Raw genomic sequence first — 18,418 nt, forward strand, 5'->3', positions numbered from 1 at the left:
GGCGCGCGGTTTGCCGCCGATCCGCAAGCCCGCGGGTGCGCGAATTTCCCGCCAGTCCGAAACCTGTAGGGGGAAAATCGTCGCAAGCCCGTCACCGCGGCACTTTTCGGTTGTCTGCCTGTCATGTGTCATTAACCTTACCGCCAAGGGTTGACGAGGATTCCGGGCGCGAAAACCAAAAATACAACGCGCCGCAACCGAAAATGGGGCAAAAGCCCCGATGTTCGAGGGACGCAGGGTGTTGTCAGGATTGTGCCGGGCGGTCGGCAGTGTGGTGTGCGCTCTGGTCTGGGCGCTGGTTTTCTGGGGTGCAGGTCCGGTTCAAGCGACCACCTTCACCACGACGGTGCCGGGCACGTCGATCCGATTGCCGTCGGACTACCCGCAAGCCGGCGGCGTCGCCTTCGTGCTCGTCGGCAACAACGGCAACCTCTATTTCCAGTTTTCCGACCCGACCGGCGCATTTGTCGGGTTTCAGAATCGCGGCCGGCCGGCCCGGTTCCGCGGCAATCCGTTCACCATCAACGATCCGCTGACGCTGAATTGCGGGTTCTCGTCCTGCTCGGATTATTTCGGCGGCGGTCTGAGCGCCGTGCATATCCGGTTCAGTGCCTTCGACGGCGACACCCAGCAAGGGGGCTTTGACGAGGGGGACATCTCGCTCATCCTCAACGGCTTCAATGTCGGCAGCTGGTCCGGCCTGACGACCGAGGCCACGAACGATTCCGGGACGGTGAGCTTTGGTTTCGGGGTCGGTTTCGGCAACCAGACCTTTGATACCGGGTGGTTCACCTCGACCAATCCGGCGCTGCTGTCCAACATCCTGTCGACGGGCCAGACCACCACGCAGGTCTTCGACCGTGACCCGAACGACAACTATTGGGATTTCACCCGCGGACCGTCGCTGCAAAACATCGACATCGTCACCGTCGCACCGGGCTACACGCTCGAAAAGACGGCCAGTGCCGCAACCTATACCACCGCCGGCGAGACGGTCGATTTCACCTATGTCGTGACCAATATCGGGTCGGTGCCGATCCGGTCGCTGGCGGTAGCGGACGACAAGATCGCCTCGGTGACATGCGACAAGACGGTGATCCTGGACGTCAACCCCGGCCAGACGCCGGATTTCGCGACATGTACCGGCACCTACACCGTCACGCAGGAAGACGTGGACAACCAGTCGGTCACCAACATCGCCGTCGCCACCGGCGTGCCCGACCACGGCACCCTCGGCGCGCGGCAGGACAGCGTGACCCTGACCGGACCCGCGCCGAATCCGGTCGTGGCGATCGAGAAAACCTCGACCCTGTCGGCTTTCGGTGCGGTCGGCACGCCCGTTCCCTATGCGATCACCGTGCGCAACGACGGCAACGTCACGCTCGGCGATGTCACGGTGACCGACCCGCTGACCGGGCTGAACACGGTCGTGACCAGCCTGGCTCCGGGTGACGAGACCGTCATCAATACCAGCTATACCGTGCGTCAGTCCGATATCGACGGTTTCGCCACTTCGGGCACGACGCTGGACAACACCGCAAGCGTGACCGCCGAAGATCCGAACGGCACCGATGTGACCGACAGCGCCGGACTGACATTGCCGGGGCCGACGCCGGTCGTGTCGATGGACCTGACCAAGACCGCCCTGACCGCCGGTTTCGACAGCATCGGCGACGTGCTGTCCTACCAGATCCGCATCGTGAACACCGGCACCGTCACCTTTCCCGGCCCGCCCGCCATCACCGATGCGCTGACCGGCGGCGCGACGTGTCCCGCAGGCGCCATCCCGCCCGGCAATGCGGTTGTCTGCACGGCGTCCTATGCGGTCGACCAGGACGATATCAACGCCGGGCAAGTGGAAAACACCGCCTCGGCCGAGATCGTGGTGGGCGGGCTCACCGCGTCCGACAGCGATACCGCCAGCGTGACCGCGACGCGCACGGTCGGCCTGAGCCTGGACAAACGCCTGGCAGCGGCGTCGCCGACGACCTTCGCGGCGACCGGGGTCGTGCTGCAATACGAATACGTGCTGCGCAACACCGGCAACGTCACGCTGCTCAATCCGGCCGTGGCCGACGACCGGACCGCGGTGACCTGTCCGGGAACGGAAATCCTGCCCGGCACGCAGATGGTGTGCACGGCGAGCTACAGCACCGTTCAGGGCGATCTGGATGCGGGCGAAGTGGTCAACACAGCCACGGCAAGCGCGACCGAAGCCGGACCGACGCCGAACCCGGTGTCCAGCGGCGCCGACCAGGTCACCGTCCCGGCCGTGCAGAACGCCGCGATGACACTGGCCAAGACGGCGCCGACGCTGACCCCGGCGGAATACCAGCTGGGCGAAACGATCACCTACAGTTTCGAGGTCACCAACAGCGGCAACGTCACGCTGAACACCGCCACGACCGGCGGCACCGAGATTACCGTCACCGACGACAAGATCGGTTCGTTCACATGCGATGCGCTGCCGCTGGCGGTGGGTGCCAGCGTGACCTGTACGGCAGACTATGTCCTGACATCGGACGACATCGTCGCGAACTCGGTGCAGAACCGCGCGACTGCGAACGCGGGCAGTGTGACGTCCAACGAGGATACGGCGCTGGTTTCGCCCAGTTTCTCGCCCGCGATCGGTGTAGCGAAATCGTCGCCGACCGCCTCTGTCGCGGCGACCTCGGACAGCATCGCCTATGAATTTCTTGTCACCAACACCGGCAACACGCAGATCCTGTTGCCCGACCAACCGGTCACGATCAGCGACGCATTGCTGTCGGCAACGGCGGATTGTTCGGCGCAACCGGCCACGCTCGACGCCGGCGACAGTTTCACCTGCACCGGCACGCGGACGGGTGTGACCCAGGCCGAACTGGATGCCGGATCGGTCGACAACAGCGCGACGGCGTCGTTCCCCTTCGTCACGCCTGGCGGGACGATCACCGTCACCTCGGATGTCAGTACCGCCAGTGTTCCCGTCGTCCCGGCGCCGTCGATGACCTTTGCCAAGGACGGGCCTGCGCAATTCGCTGCGGTGGGCGAACAGCTCGACTATACGTTCACCGTCACGAATACCGGCAACGTGACGCTTGCGTCGGTTACCGTCACCGACCCGCTGATCCCCGGATTGTCCTGCACGCTGACCGGCATCGCGCCGGGCGACAACGACAGCTGCACCGGTGCCTATTTCGTCACCCAGGCCGATCTGGATGCCGAACAGATCGACAACACCGCCACCGCCACCGCGCAACCGGCACAGGGCGCGCAATTCAGCGAAACGGCCACCGAGTCCGTACCGGTCGACCCGCTGGTGCCCAGCAAGTCGGCATCGATCACCAAGGTCGCCAGCACGGCCAGCTTTGCCAGCGTAGGCCAGCAGATCACCTACACGATGCAGGTCACCAATACCGGCACCCAGACCCTGACCGGGCTGGCCGTGACGGATGTTCTGGATGCCGGGTTCAGTTGCACGATCCCGACGCTGGCGCCCGGTGCGACCGATACGTCCTGTTCGTTTCTCTACACGGTGACGCAAGACGATCTGGACGCCGGGCAGATCGACAACACCGCCACCGTGGATTCCCCCGACATCACCGCCGCGGTCGATTCGGAAACGGTGAACGGCCCGGCGCGGGTGGCCGCGTTCACATTCGACAAACGCGCGCCTGCTCGGTTCACCAGCGCCGGTCAGAGCATCGATTTCGTCTTCGAGGTCCGCAACACCGGCAACGTGACCCTGTCCAATGTCACGGTCACCGATCCGTTCTTCGGCAGCCCGGTCAATTGCGTGATCGGAACGCTTTTGCCGGGCGAGGTGGACAGCACCACCTGCACGACCGCCTATACGATCGGCCAGGGCGATATCGACGCCGGATCGCTGACCAACACCGCGACCGCTTCGGCGGATGCACCTGCCGGAGTGGCGGCGCCGGCGGATGTCGACGACAGCGTCACCGTCGCCGGTCCGGCGGAAAACGCTTCGGTGACGATCACGAAGACGCCCGCGGATGGTGTCTTTGCCTCGGCCACCGACACCGAAGGCTACACCTTCGAGGTCGAGAACAGCGGCAACGTGACCCTGACCGGGCTCGTGATCACGGATGACGATCTGGGCTTTACTTGCGCGCTTGATGACCTGCTTCCGGGTGACAGCACCACACAATGCGCCGACACCACACCGCTGAGCGCGACCAAGGCTTTCAGCCAGGCCGATGTCGATGCCGGCAGCTATACCAACACGGCCACCGTCACCGGCCAAAGCGCGGTCCGCGCCACGCCGGTCGCCGACAGCGCGACCGTCACGGTCACCGGCCCGGCACAGGCGCCCGCGCTGAGCCTGGCCAAGACCGCGACCCTTGCCGGCACTTTCGATACGCTCGGGCAAAGCCTGACCTACGAATTCGACGTCACCAACATCGGCAACATCACCATCACCGCACCGGTGGTCATCACCGACAGCCGGATCGGCACCGTGTCCTGTCCGGCGCTTCCGGCGGGCGGACTGGCGCCGCTCGCATCGCTGACCTGCACGGCCAGCGATACCGTGACACAGGCCGACCTGGATGCAGGGCAGGTGACCAACACCGCCACCGCCAGCGCCGAACAGACCGTGGTGCCCGCCAACCCCGGCGATCCTTCTACGGTGACCGTCACGTCCAACAGCGACGCCGCCACGGTCACGGCAGACCAGTTGCCTGCCCTTGGCATCGACAAGCGCGTCAAGGCCGGCTCGCCGTCCAGTTTCGACAGCGTCGGCGACACCATCGTCTTCGAATACGTGGTCACCAATACCGGCAACGTCACCACCACGGCCGACGTGACGGTCGATGACGACAGGATACCCGGAACGCTGACCTGCTCCACCGCGCCGCTGGCGCCGGGCGCAAGCGTGACGTGCGAACAGACCTGGACGGCGGCCCAGGCCGATCTCGACGCGGGCACCGTGACCAACATCGCCACGGCCGACACGGTCTTCGACGGCAGCCCGGTGCAGTCGGCACCCGACAGCGTCAGCGTCAACGCCGTGCAGGATCCCAGCCTCGCGGTGGTCAAGACCTTCACCGGCACGGACAACCCCGGCTTTTTCAATGTCGGCGACACGCTCAGCTACGAGATCGTCGTCAGCAATGACGGCAACGTCACGGTCGATGCGCCGATCACCCTGACCGACAACCTGGCCACACCGATCTGCCCGGCTGTGCCCGGCGGTGCCCTGGAACCGGGCGACACGCTGACCTGCACGTCGAGCCATGTCGTTACCTCGAACGACATCGATCTCGGCTCGGCGACCAACGTGGTGTTCGCGACAGGCAGTTTCGACGGCAGCCCGGTACGGTCGCCCAGCGACAACGCGATCTATCCGGTCGATGCCGACCCGGCGCTCAGCGTGGTCAAGGTCGCCGACCCGGCCGACACGGGTTTCGACGCTGCGGGCGACACGATCACCTATACCTATACCGTGACCAATTCCGGCAATGTCGGCCTGAGCGACGCGATCACCATCGAGGACGACAAGATGGGCACGCTCGCCTGCCGCCCGGCGGCGGGTGGCGGCACGCCGGTCTTCGCATCGGGCGCCAGCCACGATTGTTCGTTCGATTACACGGTGACGCAGGCGGATGTGGACCGCGGCTTCGTCACCAACAACGCCGTGGCCAAGACGGTGTATGCGCCCGGCGGCGCATCCACCGATGTCACGTCGCCCAATGCATCCGAGACGGTGAGCGCCGACGAACTGCCGGGCCTCACGGTGGCCAAGGACATGACCGATACCGGGATCGCCACGGCTTCGGCCGGTGACGTTCTGCCCTACACGATCATCGCGACCAACAGCGGCAACCAGACGCTCCGCGGCGTGGCGATCACAGATCCGCTGATCCCGTCGCTGAGCTGCGACGTGGTGCCTGTCGCAGGCGCCGCGTCGGCGGCCCCGGCCAACGTCGTGCTGCTGCCGGGCGAGGCCCTGCGATGCGCCGGCACCTATACCGTGACCCAAGCCGACCTGGATGCGCAGACGCTGGTCAACACCGCAAGCGCCGCAGCGACCGACCCGCAAGGCGCCTCCGTCGGCGCGACCGGCGGACACAGTCAGCCGCTGGATGCACCCGTCACCGCGATGGTCGTGACCAAGACGGTCGATCCCGATCCCGGCGCCGGTGCGGCCTTTGCCGGTCCGGGAGAACCGGTGACCTTCCGCATCGCCGTGCGGAATACCGGCAACATCACGCTCAGCCAGGCAGTCGTCACCGACGAGCGGCCTGTTACGCCGACCAGTTGCACGACCGGTCCGATCGCCCCCGGCGCCACCGATACAAGTTGCGAATTCACCTACGTGGTGACGCAGGCCGATATCGACGCGATCAACACCGGCGGCGGTGCGACCTTTGGTGGTTTCACCAACACCGCCAACGTCACCGCGACGCCGGACAACCCGTCGCTTCCGGATTTCACCGGGTCCGGTTCGGTCTTCGTGCGCGGGCCGGACCGCGACCCGCAACTGCGTCTGGCCAAGAGCGCCGATCTTGCCCAGATCGATACCTGGAACCAGTTGGTCACCTACACCTACACCGTGGTGAATACCGGCAATGTCACCCTGACCGAGGTGCCGCAGATCACCGATGACAAGATCGGCACCTTCGCCTGCGCGGGTCTTCCCTCGGGCGGATTGCTGCCGTCGGACTTCTATCAGTGCACCGCCAGCTACACCGTCACCCAGGCCGATCTGGACAGCGGGGGCGTGACCAACACGGCGACGGTGACGTCGTCCGAGGTCGCGCCGGGCGATCCGCAGGCCACCGATGCGTTGACGATCCCCGCCGCTCGGAGCCCGGGCCTGTCACTGGTCAAGACGCCTTCGGTCACCGCCGGCGCCACCGAAGGCCAGGAGATCACCTACAGCTATACCGTCACCAACACCGGCAATGTCACCATCTCCGACGTGACGGTCAGCGATCAGCATACCAGCGCGGCGGGCACGGTGGCGCTGGCGGTGGGCGGCGATACGCTCACGACGGATATCAACGAAACCGGGACTTCGGTCGACAGCGACGGCGATGGCGTCTGGACGACGCTTGCGCCCGGCGATGTGGTGACGTTCACGGCGGCCTATACCGTCACGCAGGCGGATGTGGATGCGCAGGCCGATCTGACGAACATCGCGCAGGTCACGGGCAACGATCCCGACAACACAGCGCTGGCACCGGTTCAGGCCGGAGCGGCAGTGTCGCCGATCGTCAAGGCACCGGCGCTGGCCGTGACCAAGACGGCCGATGACACGGCTATCGGCGACCCGGCGACGGTGGGCGATATCGTGACCTTCGAAATCGTCGTGGAAAATACTGGCAACGTGACCCTGACCGCGCCGGTGCTGACCGATACGCTGACCGATGCCGATGGCGGAAGTCTGACGCTGAGCAACGGTCCCGATTTCTCCGGTGGTGATACCGACAGCGACGGCAACCTGTCGATCGGCGAACGCTGGGTCTACACGGCCGATTTCGCGATCGATCAGCAGGCCATCGACGCCGGCGGTGTCTCCAATACCGTATCGGTCGTGGCGCAGGACCCGCAGGGCGTGGACGTGCCCGACGATCTCGACACACCGGCCATTGTCGATCTTGGCGAAGGTCCGGCGCTTGCCGTGGTCAAATCGGCCAGCCTGGACGATGGCGGCGACGGCCGCGCCGATGTGGGCGACGTTATCACCTACACCTACGTGGTGACGAATACCGGCAACCAGACCCTGTTCGACGTCGCCGTTGCCGAAACCGGCTTCGGCGGAGCTGGGGCGGTGCCCACGCCGGTCTATGAATCCGGCGGCGCCGATCTGGACGGTCAGGGCGATGCGGCGGACCTGGCGGTCGGCGGTGGTACCGTAAGCTTCACCGCGACCTATGCGCTGACGCAGGACGATATCGACGCAGGCAGTGTTGCCAACCAGGCCACCGCCAGTGCCGCCGACCCGAACGGCGATCCGGTCAGCGATCTGTCCGGCAGCACGCCCGGCGACGATGCCGCCACGCAAACCCCGCTGACCGCCGCGGGGGCGCTGCAGGTGGTCAAGACCGCCGCGCCGGTGTTGTCGAGCCCGCCGGCGATCGGCGACGTGATCGACTACACAATCACCGTCCGCAATATCGGCAACGTCACCCTGACCGACGTGGTCCTGACCGACACGTTGCGCGATGCCGACGGCACCGTGCTGACACCGGCGCCTGTGCCGGTCTTCGACGGAACCGACACGGGCACCGCCGGCGCGCTGGATGTGGGCGAGGTCTGGACTTATACCGCGCAGGTCGTCTTGACGGCCGAGATGCTGGACAGCGGCGGGGTGACGAACAGCGTGACCGCAACCGCGACCGACCCCGTTGACGGCCCGGTCAGCGACGTCTCGGACGACAGCGCGGATGCGCCGGGTGACAGCGACCCCACGGCGACGGAACTGACCCGAGCGCCGGCCCTGGCCGTGGTCAAGGCGTCCAGTTTCGACGCGGGCGCCGACGAAGTGCCCAGCGTCGGCGACGTCATCACCTATACCTACACGATCACCAATACCGGCAACGTGACTCTGTTCGATCTTGGCGTGGCCGAGACCGGGTTCGGTGGGGCAGGGACGACACCCATCCCGGTTTATGACAGCGGCGGCGCCGATCTGGATGCCGAGGCCGACGCGATCGACCTGGCTGTCGGAGGCGGCGCCGTCACCTTCACCGCGACCTATGCGCTGACCCAGGCCGATATCGATGCCGGCGCGGTATCGAACCAGGCGACGGGCACCGGCGTCGGGCCGGACGGCACCCCGACCAGCGACGTCTCGGGCGATGCCGCCGATACCGACGCGCCGACGCTGACCGAATTGCCCGCCGCGCCGGCGCTGAGCGTGGTCAAGACCGCGGATACCGGCGCGCTGAGCGACCCGGCGGCGGCAGGCGAGGTGGTGAGCTTCGATATCGCGGTCGCCAATACCGGCAACGTGACACTGGACAACGTCGTGCTGACCGACACGCTGCGACGGGCCGACGGCACGGTGCTGACCCTGCCTGCGCCGCCCGCGCTGACCGGCGGCGATGGCGGGATCGTCGGCCTGCTGGAGGTGGGCGAGACCTGGACCTACACGCTCAGCCACACGCTGACCCAGGCCGATATCGACGCGGGCGGGCTGTCGAACCAGGTGCGGGTGATTGCCGACACGCCGGGCGATGGCCCGATCGCGGTCAGTTCGGATGATGGCGTGCCGGGCAATGGCACCACCAACCCGACACTTGTGGAAATCGATGCCGCGCCGGGGATCGAGGCGGTCAAGGAATTGACCGGTTCGGACGTGGTCGCGGGCAGTCTGCTGAGCTACGAGATCACGCTGACCAACACCGGCAACGTCACCCTGACCGGGGTCGGCATCGCGTCCGAAGACCTGGAGCGCGCCGATGGCACCGCGCTGTCGCTGGACGCACCGCCCGCCTTCGGCGGCGGCAGCCTCGGCTCGCCTCAGGGCACGTTGCGGCCGGGCGAAACCGCGACCTACACCGCGCAATACACGCTGCAACAAGCCGATATCGATGCGGGCGGCGTGCGCAACAGCGTGACGGGGCGGGGCACACCGCCCTCGGGCCCGGCGGTCACCGATGTCTCCGACGACAACGATGACGGCGACGGCAACACGACCGATGATCCTGCCGAACTGCTGATACCGGCCGATCCGTCGCTGCGGCTGGCCAAGACGCTGGCGGCGACGGCCCCGGCTTCGTTCAGCGCCACCGGCGTGAGCGTCGGCTATGTCTTCACCCTGACCAATACCGGCAACGTCACCCTGACCGAAGCGCCGGTGATCGACGACCCGTTCCTGGCCGATGCCGGGGTGGCCGTGACCTGCCCGACCCTGCCTGCCCAAGGGCTGATCCCCGGCGCGGAACTGGTCTGCACCGCCGACTATGAAACGGTCCAGGCCGATATCGACGCGGGCGGGATCGACAACACCGCCACCGCAACCAGCGGCACGCCGGACGGGACCGTCGTCTCGGATCCCTCGACGGTGTCGCTGCCCGCGGTCCAGGCTCCTGCGATCGACCTGGTGAAGACGGCGGCATCCATCGACGCGGCCGATTTCGTCGTCGGTGCCACGGTCAGCTACAGCTATGTCGTCAGCAATGACGGCAACGTGACGATCACCGAACCGATCACCGTGACCGACAACCTGATCCCCGCGGCGGACATGATCTGCCCGGCCTTCCCGGTCGACGGGCTGACGCCAGGCGACAGCTATACCTGCACCGCCGACTATACCGTCACCGTTGACGATGTGGACCTGGGCAGCGTCACCAACCTGGCGGGCGCCAGCGACGGGACGACGGATGCGCCGCTGGTCGGCGTGACCATCCCGAATGAAGGCATCCCGGCGCTGAGCGTCACCAAGACGGCCGAGGCCGGTGCCAGCTTTGCCGCCGTGGGCGACGAGATCGACTACACCTTCACCGTCACGAATACCGGCACGCGGGCCTTCGTGGCGCCGGTGGTCATCCGGGACACCGAACTGGGCGAGATCGCCTGTTTCACGCCAACCACCGCCGACCCGGATTTCACCGCCGGAGAGGTCGCGACCTGCAGCGCCACGCATGTCGTCACCCAGGCCGATCTGGATGCCGGCGAGATCGTGAACGATGCCTTCGCCGAGACCACCTTCGGTGCGGGGGATACCATGGTGACCTCGCCGCCGGTGTCCGAGACCGTCGCCGCCGATGCCGCACCCGAACTCACGCTGGCCAAGAGCGTCGCGACGCTGCCTGTGACCGGCGCGGGGCAGGTGCTGACCTACACGCTGGAGGCCAACAACAGCGGCAACCAGACGCTGCGTGCGATCACGATTTCGGATCCGCTTCTGCCGGGGCTGACATGCAGCGCCGCCACGTTGGCGCCGGGTGAGGCGCTCAGCTGCGACGGTGACTACACGGTGCGGCAATCCGATATCGACACCGGGTCGCTGGTCAACACCGCGTCCGTTTCGGGCGTCGCGCCGAATGGCGATCCGGTGAGAGATGAGACCGTTCTCACGACCGCGATGCCCGCCGCTGCGCCGGGTCTGACGCTGGTCAAGACCGCCGTGCCGTCGCCCTTCGGCGGTGTCGGCAGCACTTTGAGTTATCGCTTCACGGTGACCAATACCGGCAACGTGACCCTGACCGGTCTGACGGTGTCCGAGCTGCTGGACCCGGATTACCGCTGCGAGATCGCGACGCTGGCACCCGGCGCGGTGAACCGCGCCTGCGGTTTCTCGATCCCGGTGACTCAGGCCATGGTCGATGCCGGTTCGATCGACAACAGCGCAACCGTGACCGGTCTGGATCCCTTCGACGGTCCGGTCACCGCGACGGCGGAGGTGACAACCGATGGCCCGGCACAGGTCGCGGCGCTCGAGGCGACCAAGGTTCTGGCTCCGGTCGCGCCCGTCGCGGGGGCGGTTCTGAGCTACACGCTGTCGGTCGAAAACACCGGGAATGTCACGCTGAGCAATGTCGACATCGTCGATACCATGCAGACATTGGACGGCCGCCCGATCATGCTGGACGCGCCTTTCGCGCTGATCGCCGCATCGGATACCGACAACGATGGCGAACTCGACGTCGGAGAAACCTGGCTGTATTCCGCGCAATACACGTTGCAGCAGGCCGATATCAACGAAGGCGGCGTTTCGAACCGGGTGACCGCAACCGCGGAAGACCCCGGCGCGGGCGTGGTCAGCGATGCGTCCGATGACGGCCGGGACGGGGACGGCAATACCAGCGACGACCCGACCGTTCTGACGATCGATGGTGCGCCGTCGCTGAGCGTGACCAAGCGGGTGACGTCCAGCGGAAATCTTGTCGGCGAAACAGTGGTGTTCGAGATCGCGGCGCTGAACACCGGCAATGTCGACCTGACGGACCTTTCGGTGACCGACCTTTTCGAACGGGCCGATGGCGCGTCCCTCGTTGCCACTCCGATCGCGGATGACGTGCCGGCCAGCCTGTCGCCGGGCGAGACCGCGACCTGGACGCTCAGCCACGAAATCACGCAGGCCGATGTCGATGCGGGCGGTCTGGTGAACTCGGCCGTGGTGTCGGCCCGAGATCCGGATGGCGGGCCGGTCAGCGATCTTTCGGCGGATGATGATCCCCTGGACGGAAACACCACCGACGATCCGACAGAACTGACCATCGCGCCGGTGCCGGAACTGACCGTCATCAAGCAGGTGACCGAGGTCGGCGCTGCCGCGGGTGATACGGTGTCCTACGCGGTAACCGTCCGGAACACCGGCACCGTGACCTTGACCGGTGTGACCGTCAGCGATGCATTGACCGATCTGGATGGCGGCAACCCGCGCGCCCTGCCGCTGGTCTTCACCGGTGCCGATGGCAGCCCGGCATCGCCCGAAGGCACGCTGCTACCCGGCGAAACGGCGACCTACACCGCCAGCGCGACCCTGACCCTGGCCGATATCGACAGCGGCGGTCTGTCAAACACCGTGACCGCCACCGGCACCACGCCACGTGGCGGCAGCGTGACCGACATCTCGGACGACGATGGAACCGGCGACAGCGATCCGACCATCGCCGAGGTGACACCGCTGCCCAGTTTCGACATCGTCAAGACCGTGTCGGAACCGCGCGTCGTCTTCCCCACGATCTACGAGGTGGATTTCACCATCGCCGTCACCAATACCGGCAACCTGACCCAGACCGGAATCCAGGTGACCGACGACCTTGTTTCGTTTCTGTCGCCGGCCTTGCTGCTGTCCGAGACCTACCCGGTCGAAGTCACCGCCAGCGGGTTCGCCGACGGCTCGGCCAACGGCGCGTATGATGGCGACATCGTGACGGCGCTGCTGTCCGGCGATGCGACCCTGGCGCCGGGCGGCAGCGGTACGATCACCGTCACGCTGACCTACGCCACGGCCACCGGCCAGCCCGGTGCGCCCAACACCGCCGCCGTGACCTCGGACCAGTTGGGCGATCCGACCGAGGCCGAGGTGGCGCTGGCGGTCACGGACGAAGATGGCGACGGCATTCCCGACAATCTGGAATCGGCCACGGCCGACCGCGACGGCGACGGCATTCCGGATGCCGAGGATTACGACCCGACCGGCTATTTCTACTGCGAGGAAGACGGCCGTATCCTGACCGGCGGGCAGATCACCGTGAGCGGTGGCGGCTTCAGCCAGACCGGCACGGGTGTGAGCGGTCCGATCGTGATCATCCAGGATGGAAGCTTGGGTTTTTACCAGTTCCACGTCACGGCGCCCGGCACCTACACTCTGACGCTGGACTACCCGGGGATCGGCACGCCCTCGACCACGCGCCTGCCGGGCGCGACGCTGGACGCGACCAGCCTGCTGCCCGACAATCCTGCCGCACTTGGCTCGGGCGAGTTCGGTGCGACCGGCGTGCTGGCCGATTTCGCCGAGGCTGCGAACCCGTTCCACACCGCCTTTGCCTTCGAGGCGGGCGATCCGTTCATCATCAACAACAACCTTCCGCTGACCGCCTGCGCCGGCGTGCCGGATGTCGTTGCGACCAAGACCGCCGATCGGGAAACCGCGGTCTTCGGCGAGACGGTGAATTACACGCTCAGCTTCCGCAACGACACGCTGAACACCTATGCCGGCGCGCAGGTCGTCGACCGGTTGCCGGTCGGGCTGAACTACACCCCCGGCACGGCGCGGATCGACGGCGTGGCGGTGGACCCGGTCGTGTCGGGCCGCACGCTGGTCTGGACGACCGATCTGGCCGCGTCGGCGACGGCGGTGTTGACCTATTCGGTGCGCGTGGCGCGCCAGGGCGGGTTCGGCGAGCGTGAGAACCGCGCCTATCTGCAGGATGCATTCGGCCGGCGGCTTTCGAACGTCGCGCGGGCGGTGGTGCGGATCGATCCCGAACATGTCTTCGATTGTTCGGACGTGATCGGCAAGGTCTTCGACGACCGCAACGGCAACGGCTATCAGGACGGGCCTGACAGCCTGCCGGCGCAGATCATCGACCGCGACTACATCGCCGGGGCGGATGGCAAGGGCGGCAAGGCGGCGGTGTTGCCGGTGCAACCCGAAACGGTGAACCGTGACGAACCGGGCATTCCGGATGTGCGCCTGGTCACGCCGAACGGGTTGATCATCACCACCGACGAATTCGGCCGCTTCAGCGTGCCTTGTGCGGCGTTGCCGCGTGACATCGGCTCGAACTTCCAGCTGAAACTGGACACGCGCACGCTGCCCTCGGGCTATCGCGTGACCACCGAAAACCCGCGCAACATCCGCCTGACCGCGGGCAAGCTGGCCAAGCTGAATTTCGGCGCCTCGCTTTCGAACCTGGTCAATATCGACCTCGCCGATCGTGCCTTTGCGCCGGGCCAGGCCGATGCGTCACCGGCGCTGGATCAGGCTCTGGACGGCTTGCTGGGGCAGATCGCCGACACGCCATCGACGATCCGCCTGACCTATGTCCTTGAGGCGGGCGAGGGGCCGGAACTGGGCCGGGCGCGGTTGCGCGTTCTGGAACAGACGCTCAAGCGCAAATGGCGCGGAACCGGTCGGTACAAGTTGATCATCGAACGCCAGATCGTGCGGTCGCGGTAAGGGTAGGGGACAGGTCATGACGAACTCGCAGAAAGCCGTCCGAAATACCGCCGCAACCGCGCTGGCCCTGGCCGTTCTGGGGATCGCGCCGGTGCCGTTATGGGCACAGGATGTCGTCACCCAGCCGGTCGGTGCCAACGCCGAACCGGCCTCGGGGGTGCTGGCCAGCGATGCGGGATTTGCCATCACCATCAACGGCACATCCCCCGGCACGACGACGCCAGCCCCCGCCGACGGTCCGGCCGCCGCCGCCCGCCGTGCCGATGTGGCGCTGGCCGAGGCGGATATCCGCGTCACTTTCGACGGACTGGGCGCCAAGCCGCGATTGACGGCGCTTTTGCTGAATCCGGTGCCGCCCGAACCGGGCGAGGTCGTGCGCCTGCAAAGCCAGTTGAACTATCCCGCCTATGTGACGCGCGGTGAAATGCGTATCCTCGACCTGGCCGCGCCGGGCGGGGCGCGGCTGTTGCAGGTGGTGCCGGTCGATCCCAATGGCGTGACCAGCTTCACATTGCCCGAAGGCCAGTCTCTGGTCGCCGTGCACCGGGTCTACGACGCCCGCGGGCGGTATGACGAAACTCGCCCGCTGCCGCTGCGGGCAAGCGATGCGGCACCCTATCTGACCGACGACGGCATCGCGGTCGAAGAGGGCGAAACCACGCTGGCGCGGTCGCGCATCCCGGTCCACGGGGGCGCCGTCACAGTGTCGGGCAGCGATGTCCGCCCCGGTGCCGTCGTGACAGCACTAGGCGAACGGATCGAGCCGGACGGGCAGGGGCGCTTCGTCATTCAGCGCATCCTGCCGGCGGGCGACCATCCCGTCGCGGTTCAGGTGACCGGCGCCGGGCACGACACCTTTGTCGAACGCGGCGTGACGATCCCGGCCTCGGACTGGTTCTACACCGGGACCGTCGATCTGACCTATGGCTGGCGGATGAACAGGGCCACCAACCGCGCCCTGGGGCTGGACGACGACTACAGCTATGGCCGCATCGCCGGCTATGCCAAGGGCAAGACGCAATCGGGCTGGACCATCACCGCCAGGATCGACACCGGCGAAGAAGAACTGGACGAGTTGTTCCGCGATCTCGACAAGAAGGACCCGCAATCGGTGTTGCTGCGGATGCAGCGCGAGGACGCGTATCCCACCTATGGCGACGACAGCAGCATCGAGGACGGCGCGCCGTCTGACGGCAAGGTCTATCTCAAGGCGGAACGAAACGGCAGCCACCTGATGTGGGGCAACTACCGCGCTGAAATCACCAATCCCTATTTCCTGCGCCAGGAACGCGAGCTTTACGGCTTTCAGGGGGTCTATCGCAGCCAGGATACCACCAGCCGCGGGCAATCGCGCGTCGCCGCCGAGCTTTACGCCGCCAGCCCCGACCAGGTGCCGGGGCGTGACGTGTTCCGAGGCACAGGCGGGTCGGCCTATTTCCTGCAACGCCAGGACATCGCGGTGGGGTCGGAAACCGTCACCGTTCAGCTGCGCGACGGCGATACCGGCCGGGTGATCGAGACCCGCACCCTGACCGAAGGGCGCGACTATACCATCAATTACCTTCAGGGTGTCGTGCTGCTGAACCAGCCGCTGAACGGATCGACCGGCGGCGGGCTGATCGTCACCGATCCGGGCGGCGAAACCGCCGTGCAACTGGTCGTGCAGTACGAATACACCCCGGCTTTCGGCGATATCGACGGCATGGCCTATGGCGGCCGGATCGAGGCCTGGGCCACCGACAGGCTGCGGCTGGGAGTCACCGGGCTGGTCGAGGATACCGACATCGCCGACCAGCGCGCCAGCGGCGCCGATCTGCGCTACGAGCTGTCCGAGCGCACCTATCTCGACCTCGAATATGCGCGCAGCGAAGGGCCGGGTTTCGGTTCGACCTTCTCGAATACCGGCGGCTTGGTGTCGGAAACGCGGGGAACCGCCGGGCTGGCCGGGATCGAAGGAGAGGCCTGGCGCATCGCCGGGCAGGCGGATTTCGAAGAGCTGGGCTTTGCCCTGCCGGGCTCGGTTGCGGCCTATTACGAGAAACGCACCGCCGGGTTTTCGTCGCTCGACTACCAGGTCGACGATAACGAGGAATTGTGGGGCCTGTCCTTCGAACTGCAGCCGCGCGAGGACGTCGCGCTGCGGTTCTACTACGACGAACTGAACGACGCGACCGGCAAATCGGTTCGGGAAGGCGGGGTCGAGCTGGGCCTGACGCTGAACGCGCGCGTGCAACTGGATCTGGGCGCCGAGCATCTGAGCAAGCGCACGCCGGGTGGCGACGCGGACGAGACCGGGTCGCGCACGGATGTGGCGGCCAGGGTAACCTTCACCGAATCCGACCGGTTCAAATGGTGGCTGTTCGGCCAGGCGACGGTGGCCCGCGATGGCGGTTTCGAGGACAATCACCGCGTGGGTGCGGGGGTGCGTTACCGTTTCGCCGAGAACTGGACCTTTGACGGCGAAGTGTCCGACGGCAGCCAGGGCGTCGCGGGCGAGGCGATCTTCACCTACCAGTCCGAAGGTTATGACAGCGCGTATTTCGGTTATCGGCTGGAACCGGGGCGCGAATTCAGCGGCGTCGATCTGCGCGGCAGCGATCGCGGCACCTATGTCGCCGGCGGCAAGCGGCGGGTATCCGACGATGTCGATTTCTACGGCGAGGCGACCTATGACCTGTTCGGCCGTCACAAGGCGCTGACCAACATCTACGGCGTGGAATACCGCCGGACGGAACATCTGACCTGGACCGGCGCGCTGGAAGTGGGCCAGATCGACGACGGCCCCGACCAGTTCGACCGCCACGCCGTCAGCCTGGGCGTGCGATATGACGACGGCGAAAGCCTGCAGGCGACCGGCCGGCTGGAATACCGGCTGGACGAAGGGGACATCGCCGGCAACGACCGCGACCAGGAGGTGTTCCTGCTGACCGCGTCTGCGCGCTACAAGCTCGACGACGAACGAAGGATGGTCTTTTCGCTGGAATGGGCGGAAACGGAAACCGACAACAGTTCGATCCGGTCCGGCAGCTATGTCGATGCGACGCTGGGCTATGCCTACCGCCCGGTGCTGAACGACAAGCTTAACCTGCTGCTGAAGTACCGCTATCTCTACGACATGATCGGACAGGAAACCGATGGCGGCCGCAACGATCGCGGGCCGGTTCAGGAAAGCCATGTCCTGTCCCTGGACATGGCCTACGACCTCACGCCGCAATGGACGCTGGGGGCCAAGCTGGGTGGACGCTGGTCGAACTCGGCGCCGGATGCCGACACGCCGCTGCAGCAGAACGACGCGTGGCTCGTGGTGGCCAATGCGCGCTATCATCTGACCCATAAATGGGACGTGCTGATCGAGGGGCGGCACCTCGAGGCCGACCAGGCGGGCCTGTCGGAAACCGCGTTCCTCGGCGCCGTCTACCGCCATGTCGGAAACAACCTCAAGCTGGGCTTGGGATACAATTTCGGCAGCTTCTCGGACGATCTGACCGACCTGACCTATGACGATGAAGGCGCATTCGTGAACCTGATCGCGAAGTTCTGATCGGGGGTTCAGCCCGGACAGGACAAGGTCGCAACGGCGCCTACGGCCTGCGCGATCGGGCCTGCACGCGTCATGGCACCGGGCAGACCGAGACAATCCGGTTGTCGGCCCTGCCGAATGCGGCCTTGAAGCCATTTTGCCGAAGAGTGGCGGAGAGACAGGGATTCGAACCCTGGGTGGACTTGCGCCCACAACGGTTTTCGAGACCGCCCCGTTCGACCACTCCGGCACCTCTCCGCGGGGGTCTGGTGGGTGCGTTTAGCGTCTCTCTGCGGGGCTTGCAACACCCA

2 protein-coding genes and 1 tRNA gene are annotated in these 18,418 nt (G+C 66.3%); 2 read left to right on the plus strand and 1 reads right to left on the minus strand.

Translation table 11 applies throughout. From position 1 onward, the window contains the following. Positions 1-220 precede the first annotated feature (220 nt). Both KUH32_RS13555 and KUH32_RS13560 read left to right on the plus strand, forming a co-directional pair. Positions 221-14,587: a beta strand repeat-containing protein gene (locus KUH32_RS13555; protein WP_217779143.1), complete on the plus strand. Its 14,367-nt coding sequence runs from the start codon at positions 221-223 to the stop codon at positions 14,585-14,587. A gap of 16 nt (positions 14,588-14,603) precedes the next feature. Continuing rightward, positions 14,604-18,128: a hypothetical protein gene (locus KUH32_RS13560; protein ID WP_217779144.1), complete on the plus strand. Its 3,525-nt coding sequence runs from the start codon at positions 14,604-14,606 to the stop codon at positions 18,126-18,128. 147 nt (positions 18,129-18,275) lie between these two features. Here KUH32_RS13560 and KUH32_RS13565 read toward each other — a convergent pair. Further along, a tRNA-Ser gene (locus KUH32_RS13565) sits at positions 18,276-18,365 on the minus strand. Positions 18,366-18,418: the final 53 nt, after the last annotated feature.

This window comes from Thalassococcus arenae (genome assembly GCF_019104745.1).
In the GTDB taxonomy this organism is placed as follows: Bacteria; Pseudomonadota; Alphaproteobacteria; order Rhodobacterales; family Rhodobacteraceae; genus Thalassococcus_B; species Thalassococcus_B arenae.

Bases quoted from the DNA above. Each gene is read 5' to 3' on its own strand.
- KUH32_RS13555 (WP_217779143.1), top strand. From the start codon at position 221: ATGTTCGAGGGACGCAGGGTGTTGTCAGGATTGTGCCGGGCGGTCGGC.
- KUH32_RS13560 (WP_217779144.1), top strand. From the start codon at position 14,604: ATGACGAACTCGCAGAAAGCCGTCCGAAATACCGCCGCAACCGCGCTG.